The sequence below is a fragment of the Oceanobacillus sp. CAU 1775 genome, assembly GCF_054482815.1.
Genome location: NZ_JBTLRO010000005.1, coordinates 1 through 17,410, shown reverse-complemented (window position 1 = coordinate 17,410; position 17,410 = coordinate 1). Strand labels below are relative to the sequence as shown.

Sequence of the window (17,410 nt, the reverse complement as noted above, 5' to 3'; positions counted from 1 at the left end):
TCGGCCCCCTATTTACCAGAAGTTAAAACTATCTATCTAACTAATGAATCATATTCCCGAAAGGAGCACAAACCCATGCCCCACCAATCAATAACCCAAAATATTACCAAAGACAACTACATAACTTTCGCATACAATCGCTATCAATCTTTCAAAGAATCACCACAATACGACGAGCAGTATAAATTTGATATTTTAGAAGAGTTGAATGGCTATTTCCGTGAAACACAAATAACAGAGGAAACGGTGCTGGAACATGCTATAAAAATTCAAAAGACCAACCCTAGTGCAGGTAGTTTTGTGCATTGGAATAATACGGATTCACTTGTTAAATTTTCAGAAGCACGGCCTCAAGAGGCGGCTGCTGTGTGGAATAATTTATATGATAAATCGCAGGATATAAAAGAGCGTATCGCAACTTTCCGTGAAGCGATAAAAACGTATGATAGCACAATGGCTGTTGGTGCACCGTTATTCGGATACTTGCTTGCAGCATATGATTATACAGCTTATCCGCTGTATAAAGGGGAGTTATATCAAGATGTGAAAGCAAATTACGAAATAGATTATAAGATGGGATCTGTAGAGGAAAATTATTCTTTTTACTATTCTATTTGTCGAACGATTTTTGACCACTTAAGTAAAGAGAATGAAGACTTAACGATGTTGGATGTTCAGGACTTCTTATTTTGTCACAGTCACTATAACAAAGTAAAAGTAGAAACAGCAGCGGATTATCTTTATGATATGGCAGGAACACTTCATGCATTTAAGGAAGATCCTTCTATGTTTATTAAACATTTACTAGCTTACGATAAAACACTTTTAAGTGAACTCAGGGAAATTTACAAAGGTCAGGAAAAAGTAAAGAAAATTCGTTTTCTAGTTTTGGATAAAATTATTGAAGAAGGTTCCATGGAGATAGCAGATTTAGAAACAATAAAATCTGAAGTGAGTAATGAATACGACACAGAGATCTTGAAAGCGTGGAATGATTTTACGATATTATTCCACTTATATTACCATGACAAAAAAGACAGAGTGCGTCGTGAGTTAGGGAAGATTCATAAAGCAATTCGTGAGATGGAAGGATTACAGGAACTTGATTTAGTAGAAAATAAAATACTGAATGGCTTCAACTGGAATCAGAGTTTCGGAGGTTCGAGATGTTGGTTAGCTGTGTATGAAAATAAGTATGTAAATCACCAGTCAGCACCACAGTTCTTCTTTTCATTAGATCAAAATGGAATTGAGTATGGTTTAATGTATGGCGTATCTCATGAAGATCATGGGGTAGAAGCCATCGTTAGAGAAACGGACGTTACCGACTTCAGTTATGAACAGTTGGAAGAACAAATGAGTATCGTAGTTGATGAATTTAACAAGATAGAATCTCCTGTTCATCAGGAACAAACGGATATAATTTTTTCTGAAGATGTGTTTAGTATAGAAGAATGGCTGGAAGTATTGAATAATCCAGATGTTTTTAAAGAAGATAATCTATTAATGTTGAAGAAAATGTATGAATTGGACGGCGAGGCATCGGGTACGCAGCTTGCAGAAGTTTTTGATAAACACTTTTCATCCTTCAATCAGCCAGTTGTCGCCTTAGCTAGAAGAATTTATGAAGCTACTGGAATTGAACCTATTCTAGGAGAGGATGGGAAAGTCTCTAATTGGCGTGTTCTCTTTAATGGAACGTACATAAAGAGAAATGAATTCAAGTGGATAATGAAAGAGAATTTGAAAGAAGCATTTTCTATCTATTTGGCAGAGACGAATAAAGAAATCGAATTAGAATCTTATACAAAAGAAGATTTCCTGAAAGAAGTATTTATGACGGAAGAGCAATTTAACGATATGGAGGAACTGCTTGCTTATAAAAGTAATATCATTCTACAAGGGCCACCAGGAGTTGGTAAAACGTTTGTAGCGAAGCGGTTTGCTCATGCATTGATTGGTGCAAAAGATCCTGACAGAGTGGAAATTACACAGTTTCACCAAAGCTATGCTTATGAAGATTTCGTAATGGGCTTTCGACCGGAAGAAGGGGGAGGCTTTTCCCTACAACCTGGTATTTTCCATGATTTTTGTCTAAAAGCGATGGAGAATCCTGAACATAAGTATTATTTTATTATCGATGAAATCAATCGTGGGAATTTATCAAAGATATTCGGGGAATTGTTCATGCTAATTGAAGGTGATAAACGCGATGAATTTGTAACGATGGGCTATTCGAAAGAGAAGTTTACGGTGCCGAGTAATGTTTATCTTATTGGAACAATGAATACAGCAGACCGTTCACTTGCTCAATTGGAAATTGCATTGCGCAGACGATTTGCGTTCATCACACTGCGTCCAAGCTTTAATGAGAAATGGCGAGCCCATCTACAAAGTCAGGGTGTTTCAGAAGCGTTGATAGAGCGAATTTTGTATAGTGTTAAAAAGATTAATGATGAAATTCAGAGTGATTTTCAGTTAGGAGCAGGTTACGAAATCGGACATTCTTTCTTTACGAATATTTCTAAAGGGATGGACGAGCAGCGCTGGTTTGAACAAGTGATTAAATTTGAGCTACAGCCATTGCTAGAGGAATATTTCTTTGATCGCCCGGATATGGTTCACACCTTATTGGAAGGTTTATAAAATGGAACAAACTTTTAAAGTCCCGATTCGTAATATATTTTGCATGCTAAGTTATGTAAATGATTATCCTGAATTTGTTGACCAGCTAAGTGATGTCGATGAAGAGATTATTACGTATGATTTCTTGGCCAAGCGATTTATTTTAGAAGGCAAAAAGTTGTTACGACGTGGTGTAGTAAAGAATTATATTACGCAGCAGGAAGAAACGAGCACGATATCTGGGAAGATGCTTATGAATGAGTCACTGCCATTTATTGTGGAACGTAGACCAATTGTTGTTTGTGAGAAGGATTTTTACTCAGCTGATATTATCTATAATCAGGTGATGAAAACTACTTTAAAAGGTTTATATCAGAATAAGTATGTTGAAGAGCACACACGTAGAGAATGTTATTTACTTTGGGAGCAGCTTCCAGAAGTGAATGATATTGAGCTAAGAAGAGAAATATTTCTGCGCATACGTTTTTCTAGACAAAATGCACATTATAAACCAATAATCCAATTGGCGAGATTACTGCATGAGTTACGGTTGCTTTCTCATAAAAAAGGGGAGTGGAGTTTATTTTCTGTAGAGCTGTCTGAAGCAGAAATGAATGGTTTATTTGAAAACTTCTTATTTCATTTTTACCGTATTGAGAAGAAAGAATACAGTGTTCGTTCAGAGAGAATGACTTGGAATTTAGAAGGTAATAAGAAGTTGCTGCCAACAATGCTGACGGATATAACACTGTCTCATCGGAAAGAGAATAAAAGAATTGTGATGGATGCAAAGTTTTATAAAAATATGTTCCAGAGATTTCATGACAAAAATAGTTTTCATAGCGGGAATTTGTATCAGTTATTTACTTACTTGATGCACCAACCAGAAGATTGTGATTTACGAGGAATATTGATTTATCCAGCAAATGACCAACCTGAAATATCGGAGAGTTATGAGTGGAATGAACGTATTCAGATGGAGATTTATAGCTTGGATTTAGATGCTTCGTGGAATGGAATTAGAAGTAGATTGTTGGAGATTCTTGTGGAATGAGTTTATAGAAATGTTATGGGTTCAGGAACACCGTCGTGTGCTAATAATTCTAGTTTTGTTGCTAGTGCCATTCCCGTCTGTCTAAAGTATTTTATTAATAAGTAGAAACGTATGTTCTGGTATGGTATTATAAAAATACAATAGACCGGCTTCGCATGAGGGGTTAGGTACACTTGCCTTCTGGGGGAATCTTCCCGAGGAGGGAGGTGAAGCCTATGGATATTGAACAAGTACTCACATTGCTGTTTTCATTCGGCATCTTGATTGTGATGATTATGTCCAATAACAATAAAAAATAACCCCTTATGTGCTTTGCCGGCATGCTAGGGGTCATTTTTTACTCTAAAGTGTGCCACCCCTCTTGTTGGGGTTGGTCTATTGGAACCGTTCCATGTTCGCGCATGGGACGGTTTTTAATATTGTATGAATTTATAGTTTTATTATACCACATTTTATATGTTGTTACACATAGGAATGTTGAGATGGGTTCAAGCCCACCTTATTATCATAGAACTTTTAATTGTATGCCAGCTTATGTTATAGTTAAAATCTCATTTATAAGGACGGATGCGAAATTATTGCCTCCAAATCATGAAAATATGGAGGTGTAAGAGAATGGGTAAACGCTGGACGATTGATAAAATCAAAGAATTTGTCGAGGGGAACTCGGAAAGTACGTTATTATCGACGGAATATCGCGGGTTTTCTCAAAAGCTATTATTTAAATGTGCATGTGGAACTAATTTTGAAAAAACATTTACAAAATTTAAAGACAAACATCAACGTAAATGTGATGTTTGTCAGCCACCAAAGCCATCACGCTAAAATTTAGAGCCGGTTTCTTCTAAGGAGAAGTTGGCTCTATTTTTGATTTTGCGTATAACGCGATGATTTCTGGATGCTTTAGATATGCTTCTTTTATTAACTTGTCTCTGCCTTTCTTACTTTGTTGCGCACTTCTTTTACGATTGAAAGGGCTTGGTTCATGTACAATGTTGATGCTGGGAATTTTCCTTCAAAATCGACTAAGATTAATCCGATTTCCAAGCGGCGCACAAGGTGGACGAGATCCAGCCATTTGCGTATGCTTATCTCCGGCTTAGGAATTGCTATGTATTCATTAGGGGTATAACGTTGCCGCTTCACAGCTTGCGTAAGTAAACTGATGTTTAAATTCAATTTAAGTTCAATAATGATAAGAGCATCATTTTTAAACGCAACGACATCACAATCATTCACTTCCGCTTGAACGTTATAACCTTGTCCTTGAAAGAAGTATTGAATAGGTTCATATAAATCTGTTTCATAAATTTTTCCTTTACTCTTTTTGTCATCTTTCTTGTGTTTTTCTTATTTGCATTATTGTATCAAAAGCATAAAAATAATCCCCCATTTTATATTCTTGCTGAGGGATTTACTTAAAAATATATTACCCTCTCGTTAGAAATTGAATTTTCGCCTTGTTCGTATACTAGAGGGTTTTAATTATGTGATTATAGCTTTTTTGTTATCTATTTGGATTGAAAAGTTGTTGAAGATTACAACGGATAGGGGAGTTTATTTCACCTTTTCTTCTAATATTAACATATCTGTGCGCACATCGAAGACGTCTTTCGTGAGAATGGATATTTTCTTTTCAAGCTTTCTGAAGTTAAGGTTAGTTTCATTTCGAAAAGTACTAATTTCCTGTTTCATTTCTTCTTGCTCTTGAATAACAGTATTTACTTTTTCACCTAGTTCTTTTATAGCGAGCATTAAATCGTTCATTCCAATTTCACTCATTTTTTGCACCTCATTGAAAATATTAATCTCAGTTTAACATCCTTTTCTTTATTAAACAAACAGCCTAATATTCAATTCTTCTATATATCAGCTGTTATTAAACTCTTACAACTTCAACACCCAGGACAAAGCTATTTGTTCTCCAACAAAAATTTCACTCTAACTTTTTTAAAAAGGGCAGGTGCACCGCAACATAAAAGTAATTTTTATCTTATAGCAAACGAGAAGAATTACCTGTCTATTTCATTTTCGATTTCGCATAAAGCTCAATAATCTCCGGATACTCTTTATAAGTTTCCCTTCCTACTTCTGTCAATCCATAAACCCCTCTACCCACACGTTCGAACCACTTATAATAATTATCATATAAAATCCCATACGTGCGGTCACCAGTATTTAACTTACGTAGTGCGCTTGCTGACATTGGCCCCAGATGATCGAGGTAAAAGGCTATTTGAATACATTTTTCCTTATATGCCGTCATCGTTGTCACGCGAGTACTGCCACCGATATTATTATTACTTCTTCTAGCGTTCGCTTCTTTTATTAGCTTGTCGCGGCCTTTCTTACTTTGTTGCGCACTTCTTTTACGATCGAAAGGGCTTGGTTCATGTACAATCTTGATGCTTGGAATTTTTCCTTCAAAGTCGACTAAGATTAATCCGAGTTCTAAGCGGCGCACAAGATGGACTAAGTCGCGCCATTTTCGTCTGCGCAAGCTTGTCTTTGGTTTTGGTATAGCTATGTACACATCCGGCGTGTATCTTTGGCGCTTCACGGCTTGTGTTAGCAAACTGATATTTAAGTTTAATTTTAGTTCCACAATAATTAATGTGTCGTCTTTAAAAGCAACAACGTCACAATCATTCACTTCAGCTTGTACTTTATAGCCCAGTGCGTGAAAGTATTGTTGAATGGGTCCGTATAAATCTGTTTCATAAATTTTTTCTTCGCTCATGGAGCACCAACCTATATATCTATATTAACAACTCGAAAGAAATGCAGCGATATAGCATCTACAGCCGAACGGGAAAGGACTATTCATGTTATCTTCATTGTTGCATTATTTCCGGGTGTTTATAGAATAATCATATCTGAATTATATGTGTCTGTCACGACTTGAATTACTGAGGTACCAATATGTAGAAATTCTTTAATATGTTACAATTACCAAAAAGTAACTCACAACAACTAACATAACAAAAGGATGACACCAATGAAAACACCACTAACATACGAACTACGCAAACCCCAATCACAACAACCAGAAAAAACCTATCCCGCTATATTCTTAATGCACGGAATGGGCAGCAATGAACAGGATATTATTACTTTGGTAAATGGGCTAGAGGTAGATGCTTATATATTTGGCATTAGAGGTTCACTCGAGCACCCACCAGGATTTGCATACTTCACGATTGAAGGATTTGGCAAACCGCAACGTGCTATTTTTGATGAAACGATTCAGCAGTTAGAAGCATTTGTGGATGAAGCGCTAACCACGTATCCGATTAATCCAGAGAAGGTATTTCTTGGCGGATTCAGCCAAGGGGCAATTCTTTCTATGGCTCTAGGATTGACCATGGGGAATAAGGTCAAGGGTGTAATGGCCTTTAGTGGCTACATTCCTGAATTTGTGAAGGAAGATTATGCCGTTCAAACAGATAGTAATCTAGAAGTATTTATATCTCATGGTGAAGCCGATCCGATATTTCCTCTTTATTGGGGAGAAGCGAACCGCGACTTTTTTAGTGAGTTAGGGGTTGCTGTAGAATTCCATGCTTATCCAGATAGCCATACGATTTCTGCAAATAATTACCGTGATTTCCGAATGTGGTTAGATAAGCAGCTCGCAACAAATTAAATAAAAGAGGGGCATGAGTACATGACAGAATACGGTACACTTCATGAATCCGACGGTCGTTACATTTTAAAATTTCAACGCAATACCTCAAAAAAGCCTGAAGAAGTTTTTTCTATCCTTACCAATCCAAGTGATTTTTGCAAATGGTATCCGTTCGCAACAGGCGAGATGGATATTAGACTTGGTGGTGAGATTGCTTTCGATGATGGGGAAGGGTCGACATATAGTGCTACGATTACAGAGTTAGAAAAACCATTTGTATTTGGTTTCCGTGAAGTAGATGATTTAGTAAACATCTCATTGAAGGAAGATAATGGGTGCAGCATAATTTTTACCCATACCTTTGCCAATCATTCATGGGCGGTCCCGACTGCAGCGGGGTGGCATCGTTGTCTAGATGTATTTATTCAAATTGTTAATGGAAAGCCAATCGAATGGAAAGACAATGCCGAAGCGCTTCGGAAACGCTATAGAGAAGCATTTAATATGCAGGAATAGAAATTGCTTCATTAAAGGAGTTGGATAGAATGACTGACATGAAAGCAACAGAAATAAAACACGCTTCAAAAGCAGAAAACATCCTATCGCAAATTGATAGTAAGACGAAGTTAGGTGACTTACGCAAAATCGCGAAGGAAATTAAGAAAGATCATGAACTTGCTATGGAACTTTGGGAAAGTGGAGAGTTTTTACCTAGGCAATTAGCAATTCTTATTATGGATAAAAATCAGCTTTCAGAAGATTTGCTAAATCAGCTTGATAAAGACATGCAGACGCATTCTTATGTGGAGCGGAATAATTTGATGGACTGGTTAATGGCTAACCAGCTCACGAAAGATAAGAAGAAAATTGCATTGATTGAGTCGTGGAAAAATAGCTCGTCACCTCTTCAAAGGCGCACCTTTTGGTATTACCAAGGTCGATTGAGATGGACCGGTAAAACGCCACCTGATAACACAGCCGAACTACTTTCTACTATAGAAGCTAAGATTGCAGAAGAAGAACCAGAAGTTCAATGGGCAATGAATTTCACTGCCGGTTGGATAGGTGTCTATGATAAAGATTACCGTGAACGATGTATGGACGTTGGTGAAAAAACGGGTCTTTACAAAGATGAAATCGTATCCAAAGGTTGTACGCCAAGCTATTTGCCTGAATTTATTACGATTGAAGCGAATAAGCGGCAATTATAATTAGTTATTTTAAAACGAAAAATGGACGCAACCAACTGAGTGCGTCCATTTTTGTATGCAAATTTTATAGTAAAAAATCTAATTAAAACAAAATCAATTCCACCACAAATACGGACAAACAAGTAACCAAAGCAACACCTACAAGACTTGATCCTCTCAACGAGAAAATAATAGCTACTATAAATCCAATCAATGCGGACCAAATGGATGCAGTCGCTGTTAAAATTGCTGGAAATACCATTACTGCGAGTGTCACAAAGGGAACATAGTATAAAAACGACCTTACATATATGTTTTTAATATCTTTTCTAATGATAGTGAGCGGCAACACACGAATGAGATAGGTCACGATCGCCATGACGATAATTACATACATCGCATTACTCATATGTATTCTCCTTTATTGGGAAAAGAAAAGCAGCAACGCCAGCAATTAGAATCGTTAAGATAATAATTTTTACCCCAGATGAAATTCCTGCGAATACTGGTAATACAGCAAATATAAGGCTCAAAGCCATTGATACAATAATTAGTCCTGTGACAATTTTATCCCTTTTAGCTGGTGGGATAATAACGGCGAGTAGCATCCCATATAGTGCGATACTTAATGCGCTGATTAATCTCGGCGGAAGAATATCCCCAGAAATAACTCCAAATAATGTGCCCAAAGCCCAACCAGGTATGGCGGCACTCATGATGCCATAAAAAAAATAAGGACTAATTCTACCAGCGCGTGCAACCGATACTCCGAAGACTTCGTCAGTAATCCCGTGTGCCATGATTAATCGGTGGACGAGGGGAGTAGTCGGTTCAATTTTCTGGGACAAAGCGAACGACATTAGAAAATACCTGGAATTAATAATTAGCTGTGTCGCGGCAATTTCGGCAATTGTTGCGACACTGGCAATCAGTGTCAGACCTGCAAACTGGCCAGCTGATGTTAAATTCGTAGCTGACATAAATACCGCTTCAAACGGATTTAGTCCCGCTTGTTTAGCAAGGATGCCAAACGTAAAAGAGACTGCAAAATAACCCATGAAAATCGGGATACCATTTTTAAATCCATTTTTCCACTCTGAAACCCGCGTGCTCATTTTACCCCTCCTTTAATCTATCTAGATACCGACTTTATATTGAATTATCCGTTTAATTGTTTTAGATGATATTAGCATAAGGTTTTATTTTAGTAAATACCATTAAAATACCAATCAAGGTTTCAAGGTATAATTACGATAAATAAAAAATTTGGATAGAATAGAGGTTCTCTAGATGTATTCATTTCTATTTTTTGACATGGTGAACGGAGATGTATATTAAAAGTAATAGTAGAACCTCAACTGAACGGTGATAGCAGAACAAAATATAGAGATTATTCAAGATTCGGATAAGAAAAAACTAAAAATAAATACTTATCTATCCAAACTAGATAACAAAAGATTAAAAGTTTAGGTAGATTAGTAGGTGTAATAAATCAGTAATATTATATAATAAGATTGTGAAGTAAATCACAAACTTTAAAAGGAGTGTTTAATTATGAATAACCTTAATGAAAAAGTAGCAATTATTACTGGTGGAGCTTCAGGTATTGGATTGGCAACAGTTGAAGCATTTTTAAATAAAGGATCAAAAGTAGTTTTAAGTGATTATAATGAAGAGTTGGGTCAGAAAGAAGCAGAACGCTTAGCGAAGAAAGGCGATGTAATCTTTATTAAAGCCGATGTTTCCAAAGAAGAAGAAGTTAAATCTCTTATCGATAAAACGGTTGAAAAATTTGGTACTGTCGATGTTATTTTTAACAACGCAGGAATTGGTGCTCAAAGTGAAACGCATGACCTATCCTATGAAGATTATCAAAGGGTAATCAAAATTAATCAGGATGGTGTATTCTTTGGGGCGAAACATGCACTGAACGTTATGCGAGAAAATGGTGGAGGAGTTATTATCAATTGTGCCTCTATCTTAGGAATTGTCGGCGAACCGTCAGCATTTGCGTATAATGCTGCTAAAGGTGCGGTTGTACTTATGACGAAATCGCTAGCACTTCAATATGCAAAAGACAATGTCCGTTGTGTAGGAATAGCACCAGGATATGTTGAGTCTGGAATGGTAAGCAAAGAGGCGTTAGGTGAATATTATGACGGCCTCGTAGCAAAACATCCAATTGGTCGTCTAGGAATTGCAGACGAAATTGCCCATGCAGTCATCTTCGCTGCAGAAAACACTTTCCTCACAGGTTTAACAATCCCGGTAGACGGTGGTTATACAGCTCAATAATTGATATGAATTAACGTCAATCCTTTATAAAACAAAAGGGTTGGCGTTTTTAATTTCATAAGAGGAGAAGGAGAAGTAGATAGGATGGGAAATTGAATAGAGTTGGTAAAAAGAATGTCGCCAAAGAGATGTAGAAAAGGGAGTTAATTGGTAGTCACCCATGAAAATAGGAATGCTATTTCTAAATCCATTTTCCATTCAAAAATGATTGTGTTCAACTTTCTCTTCCGCAAATTCTAGTCATTGACCAATTAATATTGAGTTATCAGTTAAATTGTTGTAAATGAAATGAGCGCAAGGCTTTATTTTAGTAAAATAATTTATAATTTATTAAAACCCTAATTCTGATTCAGTGAGACAGTTTGATGGAAACAAATAGAAAAAAGAGCGCTCCCATTGGAGAGCGCTCTAGCTACTTTGTATTTTACTTATTTAACTCTTGTAACCTTGTCATACTCCTCTTTCATTTCCTCTGTAGCTCCAGTGCCTATCATACTGAAGATAATAATAGCGATACTTGAAAGTAGGAAGCCAGGTACCATTTCATATAACTCAGAACCTGTCATAGGCCAAAGGAAAATCGTAACTCCTCCAACGATAATACCTGCTAATACTCCATTTCGAGATGTTTTTCTCCAAAATAATGAGAATAGAATTGCAGGTCCAAATGTTGCACCGAGTCCTGCCCAGGCGTAAGAAACGAGTTCAAGCACAGAGCTATCATCGTTCCAGGCTAGTGCAATTGCGATGAGGGATATGAGTAGAACGGCGAACCTGCCAACCCAAACTAATTCTTTATTGCTGGCATTTTTCCGTAAATATCTTCGGTAGAAATCTTCAGATAACGCGCTCGATGAAACGAGTAGTTGTGAGTCTACTGTACTCATAATGGCTGCTAAAACTGCAGCTAGTAAAAATCCAGCGATCCACGGATTATAAACCAATTGTACAAGCTGAATGAAGACTTGTTCGGGATCTGCTAGAGGTTGGTCGAACGTGATAATTCCAAGCATCCCTACGATTAACGCACCATATAAAGGAAGCACGAGACCAAGCGTCACACTGATGAGGCGAGCTTTACGAACTTGTTTATGTGATTTAATTGCCATAAACCGTGCCAGAATATGTGGCTGGCCAAAATAACCAAGTCCCCAAGCTAATGCGGAAATGATTCCGACAAATCCAATGGATCCAGCTGCTTCCCAGAGGACTCCTTCTTGCGCGTTATAATCTGTTGCTGCAAATGCATCAACTAGACTTGTACTTACTCCACTGAGTTGCTCGAACAACCCTCCTAAACCGCCTACTTGTATCAATCCATAAACCGTTGTGACAACTAAAGCGGCTGCCATGAGTGCTCCTTGGATAAAATCAGTATAGCTGACAGCAAGAAAACCACCTAAAAATGTATAGACAACGATAATTCCAGCTCCAATAATAAGGGAAGTATGATAATCCATGCCAAATGTTCCTTCAAACAATTTCGCACCAGCTACAAGTCCAGACGCAGTGTAAAATAAGAAAAATACGAGGATAAATAATGCAGAAATAATACGTAATAAATGTGTTTTATCCCTAAATCGATTTTCAAAAAACTGCGGCAATGTAATCGAATCATTCGCTGATTCAGTATAAATTCTTAATCTCTTTGCTACATATTGCCAGTTTACCATCGCACCGATTGCTAAACCGACTGCAAGCCATAAGCTCCATTGTCCGAGACCAGATGCATAAGCGGCACCAGGGAGTCCAATTAATAGCCAACCACTGAAATCACTTGCAGAAGCAGAGAATGCAGTCACCCAACTATTCAATCTTCGACCACCTAGTATGTAATCGGACAACGTGTTTGTCATACGGTATGTCCAGAAGCCAATTACAATAAGAAGGACCATATAGGCTATAAAAGTAATTAAAATTGGATCCACTACTGATCATTCCCTTCTTTAAAATAAGTCACTGTTGCCCAAACAACCATTAGTGGCATTGGAACTGCAAACCAAAAAAGCGTCCAACCACTTAAAGAAAATAGCTCCATTTACAACGCCTCCATTTTTTTAGTGTTGATAAATTACAGAAAGCCCCTTCCTTTAAATAGGTATGTGAAGTGAAGAGAGTTATGAGGTTAAATTAATTTTAAGAAAAGGAAAATGTAATCTACCAAATAAAATAGATAAAATTCTTTTGAGTTCGTATTTTTAGAATTATCTATTTAATTTTTGATTACCACAGATACTTGGGGAATAAACATAATTTTTTGGTGTTTTAATGGAATCCTAATTTAAGGAGTAATTGATAAAAGGGGGCAATTGTATTTGGACGAACAAGTCAAATATGAAGTGCATAATATAAATGAAATATGAAATTAGTGTACGTTTGATAAACGTTTCATAATGAGTATAAAGCTAGATGAATTTGGCTATTCTTGACAATACACGCGGGATTCATTATAATTCTGTATAATTAAACAACTAAAAAACAATGCGTAGGATTAGTAGGCAGTACATTCATTTATAGAGAGGCAGCGGGTGGTGGAAGCTGTTTATGGATGCTAGTCGAACTCACCTACAACGTTACAGGAGTGAAGTCAGTAACTTCTGTCGCAAATCTGCGTTAAAGATACGAAGTGAACGTGATTTTGCGTTAAACTGGGTGGTACCGCGGGAAATATAGCTTCTCGTCCCTAATTTTATTTAGGGATGAGTGGCTTTTTTATTTTTTCTATAAATTGGGAGGTTAATCAAATGAGCTTTAATCATCAAGAAATTGAGAAGAAATGGCAGAAGTATTGGGATGAAAACAAAACATTTAAAACAGATACGTATTCTGACAAAGAAAAGTTTTATGCATTAGATATGTTTCCATATCCATCTGGGGCTGGTCTACATGTAGGACATCCGGAGGGTTACACGGCAACAGATATTATTTCGAGAATGAAACGTATGCAAGGATATGAAGTTTTACATCCAATGGGTTGGGATGCATTCGGTCTTCCTGCTGAGCAATATGCAATTGATACAGGAAACAGTCCAGCAGCATTCACAGAAAAAAACATCGCTACATTTAAACGTCAGATTCAAGAGCTTGGTTTTTCTTATGATTGGGATCGCGAAATTAATACAACAGACCCCGATTACTATAAATGGACGCAATGGATTTTCATCAAGCTATATGAAAAAGGACTTGCATATATTGATGAGGTTCCAGTGAACTGGTGCCCAGCACTAGGAACGGTACTTGCGAATGAAGAAGTCATTGATGGAAAGAGTGAACGTGGCGGACATCCGGTTATTCGTAAACCAATGCGCCAGTGGATGCTTCGGATAACTGCATATGCCGATCGTCTACTTGAGGATTTAGATGATCTAGATTGGCCAGAAAGCTTGAAAGAAATGCAGCGTAATTGGATTGGTCGTTCTGAAGGTGCTGAAGTAACCTTCGAAATTGATGGTCACGATAAAGATTTCAAAGTCTTCACGACACGTCCAGACACTCTTTTTGGTGCAACATACGCAGTGCTTTCTCCAGAACATCCATTTGTAAAAACAATTACAACAGATGAACAAAAAGAAGCTGTAGACGCGTATATTCATGAAGTAGAAACGAAATCAGATCTTGAAAGAACAGATTTAGCGAAAGATAAAACGGGTGTGTTCACTGGTGCATACGCAATTAACCCAGCAAACAACGAAAAGATTCCAATTTGGGTTGCAGACTACGTATTAATGTCATACGGAACAGGTGCAATCATGGCCGTGCCTGCACATGACGAGCGTGACTATGAATTCGCTACGAAATTTGGTCTACCGATTACTGAAGTAGTAAGTGGTGGAGATATTTCAAAAGAAGCTTATGTAGGCGACGGTGAACTTGTAAACTCCGAGTTCCTGAATGGACTTAATACTAATGAAGCAATTACAAAAATGATTGATTGGCTTGTTGAAAATAATAAAGGTGAGAAAAAAATCACGTATCGCCTAAGAGACTGGTTATTTGCGAGACAACGTTATTGGGGAGAGCCGATCCCAATTATTCATTGGGAAGATGGCACAATGACAACTGTTCCCGAAGAAGAACTTCCTTTAGTACTACCAGTTATTTCTGAAATCAAACCATCTGGGACAGGCGAATCTCCACTTGCGAATTCTGAAGACTGGATCAATGTTGTAGATGAAAAGACTGGATTAAAAGGACGCAGAGAAACAAACACAATGCCTCAATGGGCAGGTAGTAGCTGGTATTTCTTACGTTTTATTGATCCGAAAAATACAGAACAACTTGCTGATCCGAAAGCACTTGAAAAATGGCTGCCAGTTGACTTGTATATTGGTGGAGCAGAGCATGCAGTCCTTCATTTACTATACGCTAGATTCTGGCATAAAGTTTTATATGATATCGGTGTTGTTCCGACAAAAGAGCCGTTCCAGAAGTTATTCAACCAAGGAATGATTCTAGGAGAAGGTAACGAGAAGATGAGTAAATCTCTAGGGAATGTAGTAAACCCTGACGATATCGTTGCATCTCACGGAGCAGATACATTAAGACTTTATGAAATGTTCATGGGACCACTTGATGCTTCTGTAACTTGGTCAACAAATGGACTTGATGGAGCAAGACGCTTCCTTGATCGTATTTGGAGACTATTCATCAATGAAGACGGGACATTAACAAACAAAATAACCGATGCTGAAAATGAAAATCTGAATAAGGTTTATCATGAAACAGTGAAAAAAGTAACAATAGATTATAACAATCTTCATTTCAACACAGCAATCTCACAAATGATGGTATTCATCAATGAAGCTTATAAGCAAGATACAATTCCAAAAGCTTTTGCTCAAGGATTTGTTAAAATGCTAAACCCAATTGCTCCACATCTGGGGGAAGAGCTTTGGGAAAAGTTAGGCAACACATCAACGCTAACTTATGAAGAATGGCCATCATATGATGAAGCAATGCTTGTAGAAGATGAGATTGAAGTTGTTCTTCAAGTGATGGGTAAAGTTCGCTCGAAAATTAATGTACCAAAAGACATTACAAAGGAAGAATTAGAAAAAGTAGCATTAGAAGATGAGAAGCTACAAGAATGGTTAGAAGGAAAAACAATTCGAAAAGTAATTGTAGTTCCAGGAAAACTTGTTAACGTAGTTGCTAATTAATAGAATAAAAAACTCCAGTTGGACAATTGGACTTCTTATTTAAAGAAGTTCAACTGTCCAATTTTTTTATGCATAGCTTTACAATTATAGAACATTCTATAGGAAAGATTAAAAATTCATTGTAGAGGACTGAGTGCAAATTGAAGTATTTCTTCTATATAATAAGCACCGTATTACTTTTCATCCCTTCCTATATATTAGCGAAAGAAATAGAAGCGGAATTAATTAATGAATATCATATAGATGTTACTGGTGATGGAGAGAAAGAAAACATAAAATTGTATGGTGAACGCTTTTCTGAGGACACTGCATTTTATAGAGACATCTATGCAGTTATTACTTCTGAAGAAGAGGAATGGAAAATAAACTATCAAGGTGGCTATGAACCAGTTCTAGAATTCATCGATTTGAATCACGATGGAATTGATGATCTTTTTTATCAAAGTCCGACTGGTGGAAGTGGTGGCTTATATATTTCACAGTTAGATACCCTAGCGCAAGGTGAGCTCGTTAACATCCCATTACCAAAACAGGAATATGTAAAAGGTTATTTTGAACAAGGATTTAATGTTATATTAGAAATCTTTCCCAATGACAAACCTATAGTTATTGATGTAGAATTACGCAAAGAGGATTACATTCGCTTAGGAATTTATGATGAGCGGGGTAATTTACTTCAAGCAACTCAAATCATGGTCGACCCAATCGCATTCTATGAACCAGTATTATTAAGCGAGAAGCAAGGGTACGGTTTAAAGAGTTTCAAACAAGTTAGTGGTGCCTACCATGCAGACGGTTTAGGCGTAATAGAAACAGTTTGGTATTATGAAAATGGCAAGTGGATGATCGTTCAATTGAATTGGAAAGAAAAGGATTAATATTAATGAATAAAAATACAAAACTATGATTGACATTAAAAAAAACGCATGCTATACTGTTAGTCCAAGGTTAAGTTATTGTTAAGAAAGATTCACAAACAACTTACAAAATAGTTGTTGACAAGAAACTACCTTGTGTGCTATAGTTAAGAAGTTGCCTATTTAACAGCAACAAAATATTTGCTCTTTGAAAACTGAACAAAACAACCAGTATGTTAAGCAGAATCACAATTGTGAGGACGCGAAAACGTTTTAATAAGAGAACCCCGTTTTCTTATCTAAAACAACTCTGTAGGAATGCGAATTTCTAGTGGAGTATAAACAGCTAAGAACTTTCATAGAATCGACGGTGTCGAATCTATTCAAACACTTTAATGGAGAGTTTGATCTTGGCTCAGGACGAACGCTGGCGGCGTGCCTAATACATGCAAGTCGAGCGCGTGAAATTAATTGATCTCCTTCGGGAGTGACGTTAATGGATCGAGCGGCGGACGGGTGAGTAACACGTGGGCAACCTGCCTGTAAGATCGGGATAACTTGCGGAAACGTGAGCTAATACCGGATAAAGTCTCTCTTCACCT

General features: G+C 37.1%; 15 protein-coding genes, 1 rRNA gene and 1 other annotated feature. Of the genes, 10 read left to right on the top strand and 6 right to left on the bottom strand.

From position 1 onward, the window contains the following. Positions 1 to 75: 75 nt before the first annotated feature. The 3 genes from ACXYMZ_RS09665 to ACXYMZ_RS09655 all read left to right on the top strand — a co-directional run bounded on the left by ACXYMZ_RS09665 (position 76) and on the right by ACXYMZ_RS09655 (position 4,504). Positions 76 to 2,646 carry an AAA family ATPase gene (locus tag ACXYMZ_RS09665; RefSeq protein WP_458948197.1) on the top strand — a complete coding sequence of 857 codons (2,571 nt, stop codon included), beginning with the start codon at positions 76 to 78 and terminating at the stop codon, positions 2,644 to 2,646. 1 nt (position 2,647) lies between these two features. Then, the gene (locus tag ACXYMZ_RS09660; protein ID WP_458948196.1) at positions 2,648 to 3,679 is read left to right on the top strand and encodes an McrC family protein; all 1,032 of its coding nucleotides are present in this window, start codon (positions 2,648 to 2,650) and stop codon (positions 3,677 to 3,679) included. 615 nt (positions 3,680 to 4,294) lie between these two features. Next, a complete protein-coding gene (locus ACXYMZ_RS09655; protein WP_458948195.1) occupies positions 4,295 to 4,504 on the top strand; it encodes a hypothetical protein in 210 nt (69 codons plus the stop codon). Positions 4,505 to 4,600: 96 nt separating this feature from the next. Here the strand turns inward: ACXYMZ_RS09655 and ACXYMZ_RS09650 are convergent, their stop codons facing one another. The 3 genes from ACXYMZ_RS09650 to ACXYMZ_RS09640 form a co-directional block, all read right to left on the bottom strand. Continuing rightward, entirely contained in the window at positions 4,601 to 4,918 is a 318-nt protein-coding gene (locus ACXYMZ_RS09650; protein ID WP_458948194.1) for a hypothetical protein, read from the bottom strand. A 318-nt stretch (positions 4,919 to 5,236) separates the two neighbouring features. Further along, the gene (locus tag ACXYMZ_RS09645) at positions 5,237 to 5,461 is read right to left on the bottom strand and encodes a hypothetical protein (protein WP_458948193.1); all 225 of its coding nucleotides are present in this window, start codon (positions 5,459 to 5,461) and stop codon (positions 5,237 to 5,239) included. A 238-nt stretch (positions 5,462 to 5,699) separates the two neighbouring features. Beyond that, positions 5,700 to 6,419, bottom strand: coding sequence for a DUF2161 family putative PD-(D/E)XK-type phosphodiesterase (locus ACXYMZ_RS09640; protein ID WP_458948192.1), 720 nt, complete (start codon positions 6,417 to 6,419; stop codon positions 5,700 to 5,702). 258 nt (positions 6,420 to 6,677) lie between these two features. Between ACXYMZ_RS09640 and ACXYMZ_RS09635 the strand changes: the two genes are divergently transcribed. Genes ACXYMZ_RS09635 through ACXYMZ_RS09625 form a run of 3 tightly spaced genes read left to right on the top strand, consistent with a single transcriptional unit; the run spans position 6,678 to position 8,518 of the window. After that, on the top strand, positions 6,678 to 7,325 hold the full coding sequence (locus tag ACXYMZ_RS09635; RefSeq protein WP_458948191.1) for an alpha/beta hydrolase: 648 nt from the start codon (positions 6,678 to 6,680) through the stop codon (positions 7,323 to 7,325). Positions 7,326 to 7,346: 21 nt separating this feature from the next. After that, positions 7,347 to 7,823: an SRPBCC domain-containing protein gene (locus tag ACXYMZ_RS09630; RefSeq protein ID WP_458948190.1), complete on the top strand. Its 477-nt coding sequence runs from the start codon at positions 7,347 to 7,349 to the stop codon at positions 7,821 to 7,823. Between the two features lie 29 nt (positions 7,824 to 7,852). Further along, a complete protein-coding gene (locus ACXYMZ_RS09625; RefSeq protein WP_458948189.1) occupies positions 7,853 to 8,518 on the top strand; it encodes a DNA alkylation repair protein in 666 nt (221 codons plus the stop codon). A gap of 82 nt (positions 8,519 to 8,600) precedes the next feature. Here ACXYMZ_RS09625 and ACXYMZ_RS09620 read toward each other — a convergent pair whose 3' ends face one another. Together ACXYMZ_RS09620 and ACXYMZ_RS09615 are read right to left on the bottom strand one after the other, a co-directional pair. Continuing rightward, positions 8,601 to 8,906 (bottom strand): AzlD domain-containing protein, encoded by a 306-nt coding sequence (locus ACXYMZ_RS09620; RefSeq protein WP_458948188.1) that lies wholly within the window; start codon positions 8,904 to 8,906, stop codon positions 8,601 to 8,603. Next, positions 8,899 to 9,612 (bottom strand): AzlC family ABC transporter permease, encoded by a 714-nt coding sequence (locus tag ACXYMZ_RS09615; RefSeq protein WP_458948187.1) that lies wholly within the window; start codon positions 9,610 to 9,612, stop codon positions 8,899 to 8,901. The genes ACXYMZ_RS09620 and ACXYMZ_RS09615 overlap by 8 nt, the downstream gene beginning before the upstream one ends. A gap of 439 nt (positions 9,613 to 10,051) precedes the next feature. On the opposite strand from ACXYMZ_RS09615, the gene ACXYMZ_RS09610 reads away from it, so the two are divergent. Next, entirely contained in the window at positions 10,052 to 10,792 is a 741-nt protein-coding gene (locus tag ACXYMZ_RS09610; RefSeq protein WP_458948186.1) for an SDR family NAD(P)-dependent oxidoreductase, read from the top strand. Positions 10,793 to 11,220: 428 nt separating this feature from the next. Here ACXYMZ_RS09610 and putP read toward each other — a convergent pair whose 3' ends face one another. Next, complete coding sequence (gene putP, locus ACXYMZ_RS09605; RefSeq protein WP_458948185.1) at positions 11,221 to 12,720, bottom strand: sodium/proline symporter PutP; 1,500 nt, start codon at positions 12,718 to 12,720, stop codon at positions 11,221 to 11,223. A gap of 544 nt (positions 12,721 to 13,264) precedes the next feature. Further along, positions 13,265 to 13,480 (top strand) — a binding site (T-box leader). Between the two features lie 56 nt (positions 13,481 to 13,536). On the opposite strand from putP, the gene leuS reads away from it, so the two are divergent. The 3 genes from leuS to ACXYMZ_RS09590 all read left to right on the top strand — a co-directional run. Beyond that, on the top strand, positions 13,537 to 15,951 hold the full coding sequence (gene leuS / locus ACXYMZ_RS09600) for a leucine--tRNA ligase (protein WP_458948184.1): 2,415 nt from the start codon (positions 13,537 to 13,539) through the stop codon (positions 15,949 to 15,951). A gap of 140 nt (positions 15,952 to 16,091) precedes the next feature. Further along, positions 16,092 to 16,829 (top strand): hypothetical protein, encoded by a 738-nt coding sequence (locus ACXYMZ_RS09595; protein ID WP_458948183.1) that lies wholly within the window; start codon positions 16,092 to 16,094, stop codon positions 16,827 to 16,829. A 371-nt stretch (positions 16,830 to 17,200) separates the two neighbouring features. Beyond that, a 16S ribosomal RNA gene (locus ACXYMZ_RS09590) occupies positions 17,201 to 17,410 on the top strand; the annotation flags it as partial.